The following is a 16,256-nucleotide window of genomic DNA, read 5'->3' on the forward strand; positions in this document are numbered from 1 at the left end:
GCTAGTTTCATTCAAGAGTTCAGCAAAAGTTGAACTTTCCTATAAAGTAAAAAAGAGTTCCGCTTGCGGAACTCTTGACCCAGGTGAATTTAGAGGAACAAAGAAAACAGAACGGTCATTATACCGCATACGCCGATGGCAAGACCGCTCATGGCCCCTTCCGTTTCTCCGATTTCAATTGCCTTGGAGGTTCCCACCGCATGACTGCAGGCTCCGATGCTGACTCCGGCAGTCATAGCGTCTGTGACATGAAAGAACCGGATAAAGAAGGGGGCAAGAATACTTCCAAGAGTTCCGGTGATAATAACAGCTACGACAGTGACGGGGATCACGCCGGAAAACTGCTGGGAAATACTGACAGCAATAGGGGTTGTCACAGACTTTGGAATAAGGGCGTAGGTAATCTTATCATCCAGACCCCACAGGCGGCACATCAGATAGATACTTCCCATGGAGGCAAAGGAGCCGCAGGCGCATCCGATGACAATAGGAAGCCAGTTTTCTTTTAAAAGCTGTATTTTTGTATAGATAGAGACAGCCAGACATGCTGTGGCAGGAGCCAGAAACATGTTGATAATCTGACCTCCGGCGTCATATGCCTCATAGGGAATATCGAAAAGCAGAAGGATGCAGATGATCAGCACCATGGATATGATCAGAGGACTGCAGATGGGATTCCCTGTCTTTTTCTGCAGTTTTTCACCGATCCAGAATGTGAGGATGCTGATGGAAATACCGAAAAAGGGAGATGAAAATACATCGTTCATTTTTGTTTCCTCCTGTTTAAAAGTTTTAATGCCAGCTTCATACTGTAGGCTGTTGCAGCAAAGGTGATGAAAGTGGAGATCACACTGATAACGATCAGCGGGATCAGGTTTTGAGCAAGAATATCCAGATAGTTGATCATGCCGACTCCGGCGGGGATAAAGAAAAATGCCATATTAGACAAAAGAAAATCCGATTTTTCCTGGATATGGTGTATTTTCAGTACGCCGGTGATCAGACAGAGAAGAAGAAGGATCATCCCAATGACACTTGCCGGAAAGGAAAACGGCAGCAGTGCTTCGATCACTGTGCTGATCCAGCAAATGGCAAAGATAATACCGATTTGTTTTATAATTTTCATAAGTACAGCCTCTCTTTCAGCGTCAGCGCAGATGTTTTTACGCTGCCGCAGTATTGCTTTTCAATTATACGGGATAAAAATTCAGATGACAAGACGAAGGTTTAAAGGAGGAACTATATGCGATTTTTTCATTTGTCAGACCTTCATATCGGCAGACATTTTCATTATTACAATATGAAGGAAGATCAGATACATATTTTAAATCAGGTAGTACAGGCGGCAAAGGAAGAAAAACCGGATGCGGTTGTGATCGCAGGCGATGTCTATGATAAATCTGTGCCGTCAGCGGAGGCGGTTACGGTATTTAATCATTTTCTGACAGAGCTTTCGGCGCTGGAGCCTCCCATTCCCGTGCTGATAGTGAGCGGGAATCATGATTCGGCAGAACGGCTGGAATTTGCCAGTGAGATCCTTGACCGGCAGAAGATTTATATTGCAGGGGTTCCGCCCATGGATCAGGAAGAGAAAATGAAGCAGGTAGAATTTGAAGATGAATTTGGCAAAATCGTATTTTATCTTCTTCCTTTTGTAAAGCCGGGCTACGTGCGGAAAGTCTTTGGGGAAGGAGAGGAGAAGGATACATACGACGGCGCTGTAAGAGGACTGATCGAGAGGGAAGAAATCAATCCAGGGGTCCGCAATGTGCTGGTGAGCCATCAGTTTTACACTTCCGGCGGGCAGGAACCGATCCGAAGCGATTCCGAAACAGTCAGTGTGGGCGGGCTGGAACAGGTGGACGTATCCTGTCTGGATGTATTTGATTACGCAGCCCTCGGACATATCCACAGGCGGCAGAAGATTGGAGAGAAACATGCATGGTACTGCGGTACGCCGCTGAAATATTCTGTCTCAGAGAGCAGGGATGAAAAAGTGCTGACCCTTGTAGAGCTTCGGGAAAAAGGCCGGGATCCTCTGATACAGACCATAGTCCTTTCTCCTCTTAGAGATGTACGAAAGGAAGAGGGAACACTGGAAGAAATATTAAAAAGAGCCGGACAGGAAGAGGGGAAAAGCAGAATGGATGATTATGTCAGTGTGACCCTGACAGATGAAAAAGAGCTGTATCAGCCAAGAGAACAGCTGGAACAGGCATTTCCATTTCTTTTGGAAGTAAAGATTGATAATGCAAGAATGCGCCGGCAGATCCGGGAAGAGGAAGAAGCCTTTGATCTGTCCGATCCTTTCAAGGTGTTTGCACAGTTTTTTGAGGAAATGCAGGGACGCTCCATGGATGCAGGAGAAGAAGCTGTACTGAAAAATATTTTGGAGGAGGAGATATTATGATTCCGGTAAAGCTTATTTTGTCTGCATTTGGATCTTATGCAGGAAGAGAAGAAATCGATTTTGAGAAGGCAGGAGCCGGAATCTTTCTTGTGAGCGGGGATACCGGGGCAGGTAAGACGACAGTCTTTGACGCCATTACTTATGCGCTCTATGATCAGACCAGCGGGGGAAAACGTGACGGAAATATGATGAGGAGTCAGTATGCGGGTCTGGATACGCCTACTTTTGTAGATTTTACCTTCCGGTATCGGGAGCAGCTTTACCGGATTGTGAGAAGTCCGGAATATGAAAGGCCAAGCAGACGAAAAGGAAAGGACGGGAAACCGGGAACGACGGTGGAAAAAGCGAAGGTTTCCCTTTATCTTCCTGACGGCAGTGAGTTTATGGGAAAGAAAGGGGAGGTCAACCGAAAAATCGTAGAGATTATCGGACTGGATGCAGGGCAGTTTACTCAGACAGTTATGCTGGCCCAGGGAGATTTCCTGAAACTTCTTTATGCCAGATCAGACGAGCGGAAAGAAATATTTTCCCGCATTTTTCAGACAGATGTATTTGCACAGATCCAGAGGAAACTCAGGGAGAAAGCGCGGGCTTTATACGGGCAGATCCAGGATGCAAAGAAGTCGGAGGAACAGGAGGTTTCCCATATTTTTTATCCGGATGAAGGCGAATATAAAGAGCGGATCCGGGAGGCAGTTCTGCCGCAGGACAGACAGGAGATCTTAAAAGAAATTCTGAAAGAAGGGACAGGAAGAGAAAAGGGCATTCTAAAAGAAGCAAAAAAGATACAGGAAGCGTTGGAGCAGCTGAACGAAGACCTGGCAAAGGCAGAACAGTTAAATGAAAATTTCCAAAGATACGCGGAGGCAGAGAAAGAAGTAAGAGATCTGCAGGCCCAGGAAGACCGGATGGAGGAAGTAAAGAAGCAGCTGGAGCGGTGCGGGCAGGCAGAAAAGGTACAGGGTGTATACCGCCTTTTTGAGGAAAGCTCCCGACGGGAAAAAGAGCTAGAAGAATCGATCCGTCAGCTGGAGATGATAAGAGAGGAAAAGAACCGGGAGGGCAAAGAAGAGACGGAGAGGAAAAGTAAGACAGAACAGAAGTTAGAAGAAGGCAGACAGACTTATGAAAAGTTCCGGCAGCAGGCAGCTGCCCTGACAGAAGAGCTGGAAAAGCGAAAAGACGACAAGGTCCGTCTTACTCTTAGCAGAACAAGAGAACAGGAAGCGCAGGAAAAAATCCGCCAGATCCGGGTGATCTTAGAGCGTTTTCCGGATCTTCGCAAGCTGGAAAAAAAGAAACAAAAGACCTGGAATGACCTGGAAGAGGGCAAAGGCATTTATGAAGAAGCCATGAAAGAGTATTTTCTGAAAAATGAAAGATTTCTCAAAGAGCAGGCAGGGATTTTGGCGGGCGGACTGGAAGAGGGAACGCCCTGCCCGGTGTGCGGTTCCCTTCATCATCCTTCGCCGGCGGTACTTACCGGTGAACCCATTTCGCAGGAAGATGTAAGGGAAGCAAGGAAAAAGCGGGATCTGGCGGAACGTAAGAAGGATGAATACCAGCAGAAATTTCTGGAAGCCGGTCAGGCTTACAGCGCCGCTGTCAAAGTTGTGACAGAAGAAGGCAAAAAGGTGACTCCTGACCTCCCGGAAGAGGCGGCTCTTATGGAAGCTTTTCTGGAAAAGGAGGCAGTAAGGAAAGAAGAAATTCTCGAAGAGAGACGGAAAGAGAGGGAAGAGGCAGAAGAAGCGGTCAAAAGGCGGGAAGAACTGGAGGAGAAACAGAAGGGCCTGGTAAAATGTCAGGAAGATGTCTACATGCAGATGGAAGAGTATCGTCTCAAAATTCAGGAAACAGATCATTGTCTAAGGAGTCTGGAACAGGAAAGAAGCCGTCTTGAAGGAGAAAAAGAAGCGCGCATCAAGGAGCTTGAACGGGCGGCAAAAGAAAAGGAAGCGCTGCTCTGTAAGTTCCGGGAGACGCTGGAAGAGGAGGGATTTTCGGACGAAGAGGCATATATCGAAAGCCTTCTGGATGAAGAGAGCAAAACAAGGCTGCAGAAAGAGTACGATGATTACGGTCAGAGATGCATTGAGGCAAAGAGCCGGCAAGATACGTGGCAGAGAGCGCTGGAAGGAAAGACGGAGCAGGATACAACAGAAATGAAAGAACGGAAGCGTTCCATGGAAGATAAAAAAGAAGAGCTGGAAAAAGAGCAGAAAATCTGGTACAGCCGGAACGAAAATAACAGGATCGTCCGGGAGCATTTAAAGAAGATCTGTGAAAAACTCGAAAAGCTTGAGGAGGACTATACCTGTCTTGGCACTCTGGATCAGACTGCAAACGGCAATCTTTCCGGAGCGGTAAAAATAGATTTTGAATCCTATGTGCAAAGACAGTATTTCAGACAGATCATTGGATTTGCAAATCAGAGACTGAATATCATGACAGGAGGGGCATTTCTTTTGAAATGCCGTGCCCTGGAAGATCTGGGAATGCGGGGCAATGCCGGCCTTGACCTGGATGTTTACAGCATGGAAACCGGAAAAGTCAGAGATGTACGTACTTTATCAGGCGGAGAATCTTTTATGGCCGCGCTTTCCATGGCGCTGGGCATGTCGGATGCTATTTCAAGAAGCGCCGGAGGTATCCAGATGAAGACTATGTTTGTGGACGAAGGCTTCGGCTCTCTGGATGATTATTCCAGGGAGCAGGCAATTGGAACTTTGAGGAACCTGGCAGGTGAGGATCGGATGATCGGTATTATTTCCCATGTTACGGAACTGAAGGAGAGCATTGACAAGCAGCTTATTGTGACAAAGACAAAAAAGGGAAGTCATGTACGCTGGAGTCTGTGACATTATTGCCGGAAGAGACAGCGATTCCCCTTGTATATTGTCTGTAAGGTGAAGTATAATAAAGGCAAGAAAATAAATAGAAAAGGAGCTGATTCATATGACGGAGAATACCATCATTACCATTGGACGGCAGTTTGGAAGCGGCGGGCATGAGATCGGGAATATGCTTGCCCAGAGACTGAATATCCCTCTTTATGATAAGAATTTAATCCATATGGCAGCCCAGGAAATCGGAATCAGCAATGAAGCAGCCGAAAACCTCAATGAGACAGTTTTGGGAAGATTTTTGTCTGCCTATGTTGTAAATTTGGGTGATTATACCACATTTATGAGCGGGGAAGATACAGAACCACTAAGTGATCGTATGTACCGGGTACAGACAGAACTTGTGAAGAAACTGGCTGACCGCAGCTCCTGTGTTATTGTTGGAAGATGTGCGGATTATATACTGGGTGATTACAGCAGCTGTATCCACGTGTTTATCCATGCATTCAAAGAGGACCGGATCCGGAGAATCTCGCGCATATACAAGCTGACGGAAAAGCAGGCGTGGGACAAGATCAAACGGACGGATCGGGAGAGGAAACTTTATTACGAAGCACATACAGGAAGAGACTGGGGGAGCATAGAATCTCATCAGATCCTGTTCAATGCCAGCCTCATGGGAGTAGAGGGAATCGTGGACGCTCTGGAGGCAATTTACAGATCAAAGGAGAAAGGAGTATAGCATGCTATTTATTGAATACCCGAAATGCACTACTTGCAAGCGTGCAAAAAAATATTTAGAGGAACACAAAGTGACATTTGAGGACCGTCATATTGTAGAGGATAATCCGACAAAAGAAGAGCTGACAGAATGGATCAAAAGGAGCGGATATCCGATCCGAAAATTTTTCAATACCAGCGGAATGAAATATCGGGAACTGGGACTGAAAGATAAGCTGGATACCATGAGCGATGAGGAGAAAATAGAGCTTCTGGCAAGCGACGGAATGCTGGTAAAACGTCCTCTTCTGATCGATGATAACAGGATTTTAGTAGGATTTCGGGAAAAAGAGTGGACATTTTAAATGAAAAAGATACTATTGCTGGAAGATGACAAAAATCTGAATCATGGAATTACACTGAAATTGCAAAAAGAGGGATATGAAGTATCTTCTGCCTTCTCCCTGAAGGAGGCAGAAGAACTTTTTGTACCCGGCAGGATCGATCTTGTTATATGTGATGTCAACCTCCCTGACGGGAGCGGTCTGGATTTCTGCGCCAGAATCCGCAAAAAAAGCAATGTATTTATTTTGTTCCTCACTGCGCTTGATTCGGAGATCGATATGGTAAATGCTTATGATCTGGGGGCGGACGATTATATGACAAAGCCCTTCAGTCTTATGGTGCTGGTCTCCAAGGTTCATGCGTTTATGAGACGTCTGGGCAGTGATGGTGCACTGATCCGGTCAGGGGAAATTTCCGTGAATTACAGTGAGATGAAGGCATACAAAAATAAGGAACCTGTTTCCTTGAGTAAAAAAGAGCTGCAGCTTTTGCTGTTCCTTCTGGAAAATGCAGGGCAGATTGTATCAAAAGAACAGATCCTTGAGAAAGTATGGGATCTGGACGGGCAGTTTGTGGATGAAAATACAGTTCCGGTTAATATCAGCAGGCTGAAATCGAAGATCGGGAATGACTATATTCGGAATGTGAGGGGGCTCGGATATATATGGACAGAAGAAAGTCTCAAAGAGTAGCTCTGATAGCAGGGCTGCTTTTTCTTGTTCTGCTGGCAGAAGGAATTCTATTCATTGCGGCGGGAAATGCCGTGCAAAAGGAAGAAGAGAGGAAACTTGGGGCCCTTGTATCTCTGGATCCCGGCCGCGAAGCGGAGTATGTGGAGATCTTTCAAGGAGAAGCGTCCGAAGGAGAGGCGTCTGCCGGACAGGAAATATTGGAACGATATGGCTACCGTGCAGCGGATATACGGTTTTTTCAGACAATCGGAGGATATGCAGCAGTCATGGGAGGTGTTTTTCTCCTTGGCTCCTTAGGGGTGGCGCTGATCGGAGCGGGAAGTGCAAAGCAGCGCCAGCGGGAGACAGAAGGAAAACAGTGCCTGGAAGAAGAGCTGAAAGAGCTGAAAATGAGCTTTGACCGGACAGAAGAAAGACTGCGAAGAGAAGAACAGGAAACAAAAAGTCTGATCACCGACATTTCTCATCAGCTGAAGACTCCTATGGCTGCTTTGAAAATGAGCTATGAATTGACACAGTCTACAGAGCTGACGGAAGAAGAGAAAGATGAATTTACTGCCAGGGAGGCAGAGGAAGTGGCAAAACTGGAAACTCTTCTTGATTCCTTTGTTCACCTTTCCCGGCTGGAAGCGGACATGATCCGTATTTCTCCTGTGAGAGCCAGTCTTCGAAGCACTTTGACCCAGGCGGTCAGCAGCGTTTATATGAAAGCGTACCGCCGGAACATAGATATTTCCATGGAGGAATTTGAGGATCGCCAGATCCTGCATGATCCGAAGTGGACCGGTGAGGCGTTTGTCAATATTCTGGACAATGCAGTGAAATATTCCGGAGAAGGTACGAAGATCACAATAAAAGTAACGGAACTGGTTTCCTATATTATGATCGAGGTGGAGGATGAGGGAATCGGAATCCCTTCCGGCGAGATGCACAAGATTTTTCAGCGATTTTTCCGGGGAGAGAGTGAGAAGGTTAAGGCGATGGACGGCTCAGGAGTAGGTCTCTACCTTTCCAGGAAAATACTGGAAGATCAGGGAGGAACGATCCGTGTCAGAAAAGGACAGCGGAGCGGGAGCAATTTTATTGTGACTCTTCCTTTATAAAGATAAGCGGCGGGACAGAGCTTCATAAGCCTGTCCCTTTTTCTTACAAATTTGTTATGATTTCTGTAAGTGTCCTGTAAGTCAGGAAAGATATAATGATGCCAGAACCGAAGAAGGAGGCATATTACATGAAGGCAATATTAGAAACAGTAGATTTGGTAAAGTATTACGGGACAGGGGATAATCTTGTCAAGGCTATAGATCATACCGATCTTCAGATCATTCCGGGAGAGTTTGCAGCCATCGTCGGGAGAAGCGGTTCCGGGAAAAGTACGCTTCTTCATATGCTGGGAGGGCTGGACCGGCCGGATTCCGGAAAAGTGCTGATCGAGGGCAGAGATATTTTCAAGCTGAAAGATGAAAAGCTGGCAGTATTTCGCAGAAGGAAGATCGGTTTTGTCTTCCAAAGCTATAATCTGGTTCCATCTCTGAATGTGTGGGAAAACATTGTTCTTCCCATTGGACTGGACGGGAGAAAGGTAGATCAGGACTTTGTGATGAGTATTGTCCGCCGTATTGGAATAGAGGATAAACTCCATGCGCTGCCGAGCACTCTGTCCGGCGGTCAGCAGCAGAGAGTTGCTATTGCCCGCGCGCTTGCTTCACGTCCGGCTATTATCCTGGCAGACGAACCGACAGGAAATCTGGATTCCAAAAATGAGATTGAAGTAGTCAGTCTCCTGAAGAGCTGTGTGACAGAATATGGACAGACGCTTGTAATGATCACCCACGATGAGACGATCGCGCAGATGGCAGATCGGATGATCCTGATCGAGGACGGTAAGGTGGTGAGAGCATGAAGACAGTAACAAGGACGGCATTTGCCAATTTAAAACTGAACCGTACGAGAAATATCATAAGCGGCGTGGCCATTTTACTGACCACACTTCTGATCTTCTCGGTTCTGTCGATAGGATTTGGAGCAATATCTGTGGAATTTGCGGCAGTCAATGAATACTATCCCACTTACCATGTTATGTACCGGCAGGTTTCCGAAGAAAATGTAAAGAAGCTGAAAGCCCATAATCTGATTGAAGATATGGGAATCCGGGAGGATTTTGCCTATGGCGTGGATGACGATTCAGATATTTTGTTTCTTGCCATGGACAGTTTGGGGATCAGCTACAATAAGATAGAGCTGGAAGAGGGAACCTTCCCGTCTGGAGAGAAAGATATTGCGCTGCCCAGGCAGATGCTGGAAGAATATGGTCTGGAGGACGCACGGGTGGGAGATGAGATTACTCTTCCTTTCCAGCTGGTAGAGGATGGAGGCCTGGGTTATCAGACAGAAGATACTTTTCGGATCAGCGGTTTTTTAAAGGCAGATATTAACGAAGAGAAGAAATCCTATGCAGCCCTCTTTTCCCTGGATTACATGAGAAGTGTGATACCGGCAGAAGAGAGAGAATATCGTGTCATGTTCCGTCTGCAGAATGTGTCGGGAAGCATTGAAACAACAGACGCCATCGAGGAAGAGGCAAAGAATATTGCGGAAGATTTCGATGTCTCTGAAGACAATGTTGTTATGAATAATTCCTATCTGCTGGCAAATTATGTGGATCCTGCTTCCTATGCAGGGATAGCGTGTATCATTTTGGTGGTGGTGGCAGCAGGCATTTTGACTATCTACAGCATTTACTACATTACGATTACTCCCAAAGTACAGGAATACGGGCGTCTGAAAGCGATCGGGGCAACGAAGCGCCAGATCCGGCAGATGGTATTCCGGGAAGGGGTTTTTGTAACGGTTATTGCGCTGCCGCTTGGCCTTTTGATCGGAAGTTTTACTGCAAGGCCCATTGTAGAGACCATGTTTGAGATTTCTACCGGTATTGAGACAAGATACAGTGAACCGGGATTCAATCAGCTCTGTATCGACCTGCTGAAAAGCGGCGATGTGCAATTCCTTCACTGGTGGCTGTATCTCATTACGATCGCTGCTGTGGTAGTTACGGTGTATTTATCTCTTGTAAAACCGATGAATCTGGCGGCAAAGATCTCGCCGGTGGAGGCTATGCGTTACAACGGAGAAAAGCCGGGGAAAAAGAAGGAGAGGAAAGGCTTTACAGAACTTAGCCTTTCACGCTTGACAAGAGCGAACTTAAGCAGAAACAGAAAGCATACCGTACTTACGGTTGTTGCAATGGGAGTGATCGGGATCCTCTTTATGGTAGTGGCAACAGTGATCCACTGTGCAGATCCAAAGGAGATTGCCAAGGAAGAATTTGAAGGTGATTACGAAATTTACGTGGACAGCTGGGAGAATGATAAGATGAATCCGGACCGCTCCTGGAAGAACCTGATGCAGAATAATCCCTTAAGCGACGAATTTATCAGCCGGATTCGGCAGATTTCCGGTGTGGAAGAGGTGAAGGTCAAGACGATGATCTACGGTACCCTTACAGAGCTTGATCCTGAAGGGGAAATATTGACGCCCGGTATCCAGGGGTTTGATCCATCCTATGCCTCTGTGATCGAGGACGGACTTATAGAGGGGGATGTAACCTATGAAGAGCTGGAAAAGGGAGACAAGATTGTGATGGATGATAATGTGGCTCACTGGTTCCCGGAGCTTGGAGTGGGGGATTCATTGGATATCTCCATAATCACCGATCAGGGTGCGGTAGAGAAGACATTTGAAATTGCGGGAATTACGGAGCTTCCCAGCGGTATATTAAGCAGCAGATTCCTTTTGCCGGACAGCGTGCTGGCGGAGTATACTTCCGCAAATTTAAATGATACCTGTGTTATTACAGTGGATCCTGATCAGAAAGAAGAAGCTTTCAGGCAGCTCGATGCGCTGGCTTCCACCAGTCCTTATCTGGAAACAGACACCTATGATGAACATCTGAATACATGGAGAAGCGGAATGCAGATCATAAGTCTGCTGGGATATGCGTTTCTTGCCATCCTCGGCGGGATCGGGGTGATGAATCTGATCAACACGATGATCAACAGCATCTACACAAGAAAAAGAGAACTGGGTATGATACAGGCCATTGGTCTTTCTGAAAAGCAGCTGATCCGTATGCTGCAGATGGAGGGAGCTTTCTATACGGCAGGTACGCTGCTTGTTGCGCTGGGAATCGGAAGCGCGGCAGGGTATGGCGTGTTCCATTATATGGAAGTGAATAATCTGATGAATGTAACGTCCTACCATTACCCGATTCTTCCGGCAGTGATACTTGCTGCAGCGGTAGCGCTCATTCAGCTTATTCTCACTTACGTAATTTCCAGGAATTTCCGAAGGATGAGCCTAATTGACCGCATACGCTATTCCGAATAAAAGACGCAATTGCAGCAGTATGGAAAAGACAGAATATTCTTTCTGATAGATAAGCAGGCAGTTGTGTGGTATACTGTTGTGAAGAGAAAGAATCAAAAATGCAAGGGGTGTCTCTTTTACCCGAGACCGCTATTTATTTTATATTGGGAGGCAGATATCATGCCATTATTTGACAACGAAAATCGGATCTTACAGATTGAAGCAGAAAAAGAAGAAATTTTTCAGCATTTGGAAAACCCACTGATCGGTCAGCCGTTTACGGAAGATTTTGCCAGGAGATTTTCATGGAGTACGAATGCAATTGAGGGGAATACTCTGTCACTGGAAGAAACGATCGCTGTGATTGATTATGATGAAGTAAGATCGAACCATACCTATGCTGAATATACAGATGCAAAAAATGCTTACTATGCAATTCAGAAAATGCTGCTTCCATTTGTAAAAAAAACCATTGATGAAGAGTGGATCAGGCAGGCGAATGGCTATATCAGACATATGCAGGGAGAATATAGAGAAACCACAGTTTACATTGGAAATCTGTCTGAAGCCGTATACTACCCGCCGGATCCGCAGGATGTTCCGGCGCTCATGAAAGAATGGATCAGGGAGACAAATACAGAGGCGGCGACTGTGAAAGAGATTTTTGAAAAGATTGCAGCCAGTCATGTCCGTTTTGAACGGATCCATCCTTTTTTAGATGGGAATGGCAGGACCGGGAGGATGATCATAAATCAGCAGTTGATCAACAGCGGTTTCCTGCCGATCTCAATCCCGCCGACCGGGAAGTACAGAGAAGCATTCAGAAGGTATGACAAAAGAGAAGATCTCTCAGAAATGGTCTATGTTTTGTTGAAAAGCGAACAGGAATCTTTTGAAAGAGTCCGCGGTCTGGCTTTGAAACTTTCCAAAGATCGGGAGAAACAGAGAAAAGAAATGAAACATATGCAAAACAGATAGAATAGGAATCACAGAAAGATGAGGACGTGTCCAAAGGCGGATGCGTCCTTTTTCTATGCTTAAAAGAGAGGATGAGCCTAATTGACCGCATACGCTATTCCGAATAAAAGACACAATTGAAGAAGGAAGATGGCAGGGATGCCGATCATAAAGCGGGGATGTTTTGTTTTGTGGCGGAAACAGAGCATCCCCGCTTCTGCGCCTATGCTTCCCCCTATAAAAGCCAGGAAGAACAGCTGCTTTTCGGGAATACGCCATTTGTTTTTCCGGGCTTTGTGTTTGTCCAGACCATAGATGAAAAAGGTAAGGATATTAATAAAAATAAGGTAAATGATAAATGGTTTCATTCAGTCTCCTCCTGATATATAAAATGATTGCTCCATGCATGCGGGGAAATCTTTTTGAAATATAATAGCATAAATAAAGGGAGATTTCTAATGTACATACCGGACTTTGACAGGCTCCTCTGAATGTAATAAAATATGTAGAAAAGTACGAAAGAAGTTATGAGGAGAAGATTGTTTATGTACGAGATAATGAGCTCTGACGAGGCAATCCGCCTGATCCGGGACGGCGATTGTATCTGCGTCAATTCTTTTGTGGGAATCGAGAATCCGGTGGAACTTCACGAGGCCCTTTATAGAAGATATCAGAGGATGCGGTCCCCCAGTCATCTGACTATGATCTCCAGCGCCGGTTTTGGCCTGTGGGATGAGAACCGGAATGCGGAAGGGTATATTCGGGAAGGAGCAGTAGACCGGCTGATCTGCGGCCATTTCGGAGCGATGCTAAGCACCAAGAAGCTGGTGATGGAGGACCGTTTTGAAGCATATAACCTGCCGCTGGGGTGTATTTCCCATGCCATCCGGGCACAGGCAGGCGGGCTGCCGGGTGCTCTTTCCAAGGTGGGGCTTGATATTTTCGTGGATCCCAGAAGGGAAGGTCCGGGGATCAACCGGCTCTCCGTTGATGATTCTCTTGTAAAATATGTGGAGGTAGATGGGGAGGAGTTCCTCTATTATAAGCTGCCCAAGATTACCGTTGCTCTCATAAAAGGGACAGCGGCAGACCGAAAGGGAAATATTTCTTTTGACGATATGTTCATGTCCGGCGATGCCCTGTCCATCTGTCAGGCAGTAAAGTCCAATCACGGACGGGTGATCGTCCAGGTAGACCGTTTGGTGGATACGCCATCCAGGCCCAGGAATGCTATTATTCCGGGCTGCCTGGTGGACGCTATTGTGGTGGCGGAACCGGAAGAACGGAATGAGGCTTATACTGCTCTTACGGGAAGCTTTGAGATTCCTTATGAGGACTGGAATACCTGGAGTGAGAAGATCGATACTGTCTCCTCTAAAAAATCCGGCAGTACTGCTGCAGGCAATATCATCGGCCGCCGGGCAGCCAAGGAACTGCGGGTAGATGATATTGTTAATATCGGGATCGGCATTCCGAAAATGGTGGCCAGGCACGCACGTAAAAACGGAATACTGGATATGGTGACGCTGACGGTAGAGTCTGGCGGGATCGGAGGTTTTCCGGTGTCTGGAGAGGCCTTTGGAGCTATGATCGGCGCTGCTTCCGTTTACGATATGGCGAACCAGTTTGATCTTTACAACAGCGGAGGGCTGGACATCTGTTTCATGGGAGCTTTGGAGGTGGACTGTCAGGGAAATGTAAATGCGCACAGAGGACCGGGGGCATTTGCGGGAATAGGAGGTTTTGCCAATATCACGGCCAAGACCCCTACGGTAGTGTTTTGTCTGACTTTTGACACAAAAGGGCTGGAGGTTTCGCAGAAAAAGGGGGTTGTGACTATTGAAAAGGAAGGTACGATTCCCAAATTTGTGAAGAAAGTATCCGCTGTGAGCTTTTCGGCAAAGAGAGCTATCGCCAATGGGCAAAAAGTTCTGTATGTGACGGAACGCTGTGTATTTCGCTTAACGCCCAAAGGTCTGAAACTTATCGAAGCGTACCCTGGCATAGATGTGCAGAGGGATGTGCTGGATCATCTTCCATTTGACGTAGAGATTTGAAATATTTTGTAAGGGAAGCAGAGTTGTCTTTTGATTATGTGATTGACAGAATAAAGACGGGATAGTATTCTAAAATCAGAATACAATTATTATGAGGAGGAAAAAGCATGAAATATCAAATTCAGGGCGAAACACTTCCGGTAGTTATCTGTGAACTGGAGGGCGGAGAGAAAATTGTGACTGAAGGCGGAGGAATGGCCTGGATGTCACCGAATATGAAAATGGAAACATCTACTAACGGCGGGGTTGGCAAAGCATTCGGAAGGATGTTTTCCGGTGAAGCGATCTTCCAGAATATTTATACATCAGAAGGAGGACCGGGAATGATCGCGTTTGCATCCAGTTTTCCGGGATCTGTCAAAGCCTTTGAAATTTCACCGGGTAACGAGATGATTCTGCAGAAAAATGCATTTCTTGCAGGGGAGGCAGGCGTAGAGCTGTCCATCTTTTTTAATAAAAAACTTGGCGCCGGCCTGTTTGGTGGTGAAGGCTTTATTATGCAGAGAATCAGCGGACAGGGTATTGTATTTGCAGAATTTGACGGACATGTGGTGGAATATGAGCTGCAGATGGGACAGCAGATTGTTGTAGATACCGGACATCTGGCGGCAATGACGGCAAGCTGCAGTATGGAGATCAAATCCGTTCCGGGAGTGAAAAATATGGTATTTGGCGGAGAAGGAATTTTCAATACGATTATCAGTGGGCCGGGTAAGATTTGGCTTCAGTCTATGCCGATCAGCAATGTAGCAGGAGTGCTGCGTAAATATATCACTACAGGGAAGTAGGCTTTGTCGGCAGAAACACTAAGAGTTTGATGGGAAAAGTCTGAAAAATGAGCAGTTTTCACAGCAGTAGTCAGGAGAGATTGCAATTTTGAAATAGTGTGATATAATATTGACGACTAAACGAGATCAGGCAGAAATAGAAAATGTATTATGGAAGCAAAAAGATCTAGGAGGAATTGAAATGGCTACAAAATCCACAGCAAAAACGAAAACTGTCGTAAAAGAAACGAAACAGGTACCGGTTAATGTTCTGGCTGACACTGTAAAAAAGGCAGAGACAGTTGATGCAAAAACAAAAGAAGCCGAAACAAAAAAAGACACAGTGAAAAAAACATCTGCAGCAAAAGAGACAGTAAAGGAAACTGTCAAAAAAGCAACGGAGAAAAAGGCGCCAGCCAAGAAAGAACCAGCTAAAAAATCTGCTGCCAAGAAGGAAATTAAGATAAAAACTTATGTACAGTACATGGGAAGACAGGTAGAAGAAAAGGATATGATCGCTGCCGTTAAGAAAGCATGGACAAAGGAAAATAAAAAGAAAGTCGGAGATATCAAAGATATTGCGCTGTACATTAAGCCGGAGGACGGGGCTGTTTACTATGTAGTAAACGGAACAGACACTGGTTCTGTTCAGTATTAAATGAAAGTCGGTATCAGAAGCCGGATTCGGGTTATTTATATTATGGACGAATAATATATGCTTCAGGCACTTTTACGGATCAGAAGATTTTGCAGATCTGTGGGATTGTCTGAAGCATTTTTGATGAAAACGTTGATTGGGAAAAGAAGCAGGAAAGAGAGAAGAGAAACCTTAGTCAGGAGATCAGACCAGCGATGGATTTCTCCGCCGCTGCAAATGTATTTGTTGGAGGAAATATTTAAAATTTTCAGAAAATTAATACAAATATAAAACTGAAAAAAGAAAATTAATATTTTTTTGAAAAATATATTGACAAAATCAAGGCCCAATGGTAATATAATGTCATAAATAATAAACAAAGGAAAAAAACATAAAAGCAGTGCTAAATGTTTTGAGTAGGTTTATTATTTCGGTAGTTTAAGAAAAGGAGGTACGG

15 protein-coding genes are annotated in these 16,256 nt (G+C 45.7%); 12 read left to right on the forward strand and 3 right to left on the reverse strand.

Going from position 1 to position 16,256, the window contains the following annotated elements:
• Nucleotides 1-89: 89 nt before the first annotated feature.
• On the reverse strand, nucleotides 90-767 hold the full coding sequence (locus WJ238_RS00850) for an LrgB family protein (protein ID WP_337605898.1): 678 nt from the start codon (nucleotides 765-767) through the stop codon (nucleotides 90-92).
• Nucleotides 764-1,126, reverse strand: coding sequence for a CidA/LrgA family protein (locus WJ238_RS00855; protein ID WP_316266353.1), 363 nt, complete (start codon nucleotides 1,124-1,126; stop codon nucleotides 764-766). The genes WJ238_RS00850 and WJ238_RS00855 overlap by 4 nt, the downstream gene beginning before the upstream one ends.
• Nucleotides 1,127-1,243: 117 nt before the next feature.
• Here WJ238_RS00855 and WJ238_RS00860 point away from each other — a divergent pair, with 117 nt between their 5' ends.
• The 9 genes from WJ238_RS00860 (at nucleotide 1,244) to WJ238_RS00900 (ending at nucleotide 12,359) form a co-directional block, all read left to right on the forward strand.
• Entirely contained in the window at nucleotides 1,244-2,410 is a 1,167-nt protein-coding gene (locus WJ238_RS00860) for an exonuclease SbcCD subunit D (RefSeq protein WP_337605899.1), read from the forward strand.
• Nucleotides 2,407-5,271: an SbcC/MukB-like Walker B domain-containing protein gene (locus WJ238_RS00865; protein WP_337605900.1), complete on the forward strand. Its 2,865-nt coding sequence runs from the start codon at nucleotides 2,407-2,409 to the stop codon at nucleotides 5,269-5,271. Before WJ238_RS00860 ends, WJ238_RS00865 begins: the two co-directional genes overlap by 4 nt.
• 97 nt (nucleotides 5,272-5,368) lie before the next feature.
• Nucleotides 5,369-5,998 (forward strand): cytidylate kinase-like family protein, encoded by a 630-nt coding sequence (locus WJ238_RS00870; protein ID WP_230106817.1) that lies wholly within the window; start codon nucleotides 5,369-5,371, stop codon nucleotides 5,996-5,998.
• Nucleotide 5,999: 1 nt separating this feature from the next.
• Nucleotides 6,000-6,341 (forward strand): arsenate reductase family protein, encoded by a 342-nt coding sequence (locus WJ238_RS00875; protein WP_230106816.1) that lies wholly within the window; start codon nucleotides 6,000-6,002, stop codon nucleotides 6,339-6,341.
• Entirely contained in the window at nucleotides 6,342-7,013 is a 672-nt protein-coding gene (locus WJ238_RS00880; RefSeq protein WP_256193252.1) for a response regulator transcription factor, read from the forward strand.
• Nucleotides 6,986-8,116: a sensor histidine kinase gene (locus WJ238_RS00885; protein ID WP_337605901.1), complete on the forward strand. Its 1,131-nt coding sequence runs from the start codon at nucleotides 6,986-6,988 to the stop codon at nucleotides 8,114-8,116. The genes WJ238_RS00880 and WJ238_RS00885 overlap by 28 nt, the downstream gene beginning before the upstream one ends.
• Before the next feature lie 128 nt (nucleotides 8,117-8,244).
• Nucleotides 8,245-8,916, forward strand: a complete 672-nt coding sequence (locus WJ238_RS00890) for an ABC transporter ATP-binding protein (RefSeq protein ID WP_230106813.1) — start codon at nucleotides 8,245-8,247, stop codon at nucleotides 8,914-8,916.
• Nucleotides 8,913-11,402 carry an ABC transporter permease gene (locus WJ238_RS00895; RefSeq protein ID WP_337605902.1) on the forward strand — a complete coding sequence of 830 codons (2,490 nt, stop codon included), beginning with the start codon at nucleotides 8,913-8,915 and terminating at the stop codon, nucleotides 11,400-11,402. Before WJ238_RS00890 ends, WJ238_RS00895 begins: the two co-directional genes overlap by 4 nt.
• A 159-nt stretch (nucleotides 11,403-11,561) precedes the next feature.
• A complete protein-coding gene (locus WJ238_RS00900) occupies nucleotides 11,562-12,359 on the forward strand; it encodes a Fic family protein (protein WP_337605903.1) in 798 nt (265 codons plus the stop codon).
• A gap of 77 nt (nucleotides 12,360-12,436) precedes the next feature.
• On the opposite strand, the gene WJ238_RS00905 is transcribed toward WJ238_RS00900, so the two are convergent.
• Nucleotides 12,437-12,706, reverse strand: a complete 270-nt coding sequence (locus WJ238_RS00905) for a DUF1294 domain-containing protein (protein ID WP_230106810.1) — start codon at nucleotides 12,704-12,706, stop codon at nucleotides 12,437-12,439.
• Nucleotides 12,707-12,883: 177 nt separating this feature from the next.
• Between WJ238_RS00905 and WJ238_RS00910 the strand changes: the two genes are divergently transcribed.
• From WJ238_RS00910 to WJ238_RS00920, 3 genes are all read left to right on the forward strand, one after another.
• Nucleotides 12,884-14,395 carry a CoA-transferase gene (locus tag WJ238_RS00910; protein WP_337605904.1) on the forward strand — a complete coding sequence of 504 codons (1,512 nt, stop codon included), beginning with the start codon at nucleotides 12,884-12,886 and terminating at the stop codon, nucleotides 14,393-14,395.
• Between the two features lie 107 nt (nucleotides 14,396-14,502).
• Nucleotides 14,503-15,183, forward strand: coding sequence for a TIGR00266 family protein (locus tag WJ238_RS00915; protein ID WP_230106804.1), 681 nt, complete (start codon nucleotides 14,503-14,505; stop codon nucleotides 15,181-15,183).
• A gap of 181 nt (nucleotides 15,184-15,364) precedes the next feature.
• Nucleotides 15,365-15,820, forward strand: coding sequence for a DUF6465 family protein (locus tag WJ238_RS00920; protein ID WP_337605905.1), 456 nt, complete (start codon nucleotides 15,365-15,367; stop codon nucleotides 15,818-15,820).
• Nucleotides 15,821-16,256: the final 436 nt, after the last annotated feature.

The sequence above is a fragment of the Claveliimonas sp. genome (assembly GCF_037273965.1).
Lineage (GTDB): Bacteria > Bacillota > Clostridia > Lachnospirales > Lachnospiraceae > Claveliimonas > Claveliimonas bilis.

Excerpts from the sequence above, each read along its gene's own strand:
- WJ238_RS00885 (WP_337605901.1), top strand. The coding sequence starts at position 6,986 with ATGGACAGAAGAAAGTCTCAAAGAGTAGCTCTGATAGCAGGGCTGCTT.
- WJ238_RS00880 (WP_256193252.1), top strand. The coding sequence starts at position 6,342 with ATGAAAAAGATACTATTGCTGGAAGATGACAAAAATCTGAATCATGGA.
- WJ238_RS00865 (WP_337605900.1), top strand. The coding sequence starts at position 2,407 with ATGATTCCGGTAAAGCTTATTTTGTCTGCATTTGGATCTTATGCAGGA.
- WJ238_RS00855 (WP_316266353.1), bottom strand. The coding sequence starts at position 1,126 with ATGAAAATTATAAAACAAATCGGTATTATCTTTGCCATTTGCTGGATC.
- WJ238_RS00920 (WP_337605905.1), top strand. The coding sequence starts at position 15,365 with ATGGCTACAAAATCCACAGCAAAAACGAAAACTGTCGTAAAAGAAACG.
- WJ238_RS00890 (WP_230106813.1), top strand. The coding sequence starts at position 8,245 with ATGAAGGCAATATTAGAAACAGTAGATTTGGTAAAGTATTACGGGACA.
- WJ238_RS00895 (WP_337605902.1), top strand. The coding sequence starts at position 8,913 with ATGAAGACAGTAACAAGGACGGCATTTGCCAATTTAAAACTGAACCGT.
- WJ238_RS00905 (WP_230106810.1), bottom strand. The coding sequence starts at position 12,706 with ATGAAACCATTTATCATTTACCTTATTTTTATTAATATCCTTACCTTT.
- WJ238_RS00915 (WP_230106804.1), top strand. The coding sequence starts at position 14,503 with ATGAAATATCAAATTCAGGGCGAAACACTTCCGGTAGTTATCTGTGAA.
- WJ238_RS00875 (WP_230106816.1), top strand. The coding sequence starts at position 6,000 with ATGCTATTTATTGAATACCCGAAATGCACTACTTGCAAGCGTGCAAAA.
- WJ238_RS00860 (WP_337605899.1), top strand. The coding sequence starts at position 1,244 with ATGCGATTTTTTCATTTGTCAGACCTTCATATCGGCAGACATTTTCAT.
- WJ238_RS00900 (WP_337605903.1), top strand. The coding sequence starts at position 11,562 with ATGCCATTATTTGACAACGAAAATCGGATCTTACAGATTGAAGCAGAA.
- WJ238_RS00870 (WP_230106817.1), top strand. The coding sequence starts at position 5,369 with ATGACGGAGAATACCATCATTACCATTGGACGGCAGTTTGGAAGCGGC.
- WJ238_RS00850 (WP_337605898.1), bottom strand. The coding sequence starts at position 767 with ATGAACGATGTATTTTCATCTCCCTTTTTCGGTATTTCCATCAGCATC.
- WJ238_RS00910 (WP_337605904.1), top strand. The coding sequence starts at position 12,884 with ATGTACGAGATAATGAGCTCTGACGAGGCAATCCGCCTGATCCGGGAC.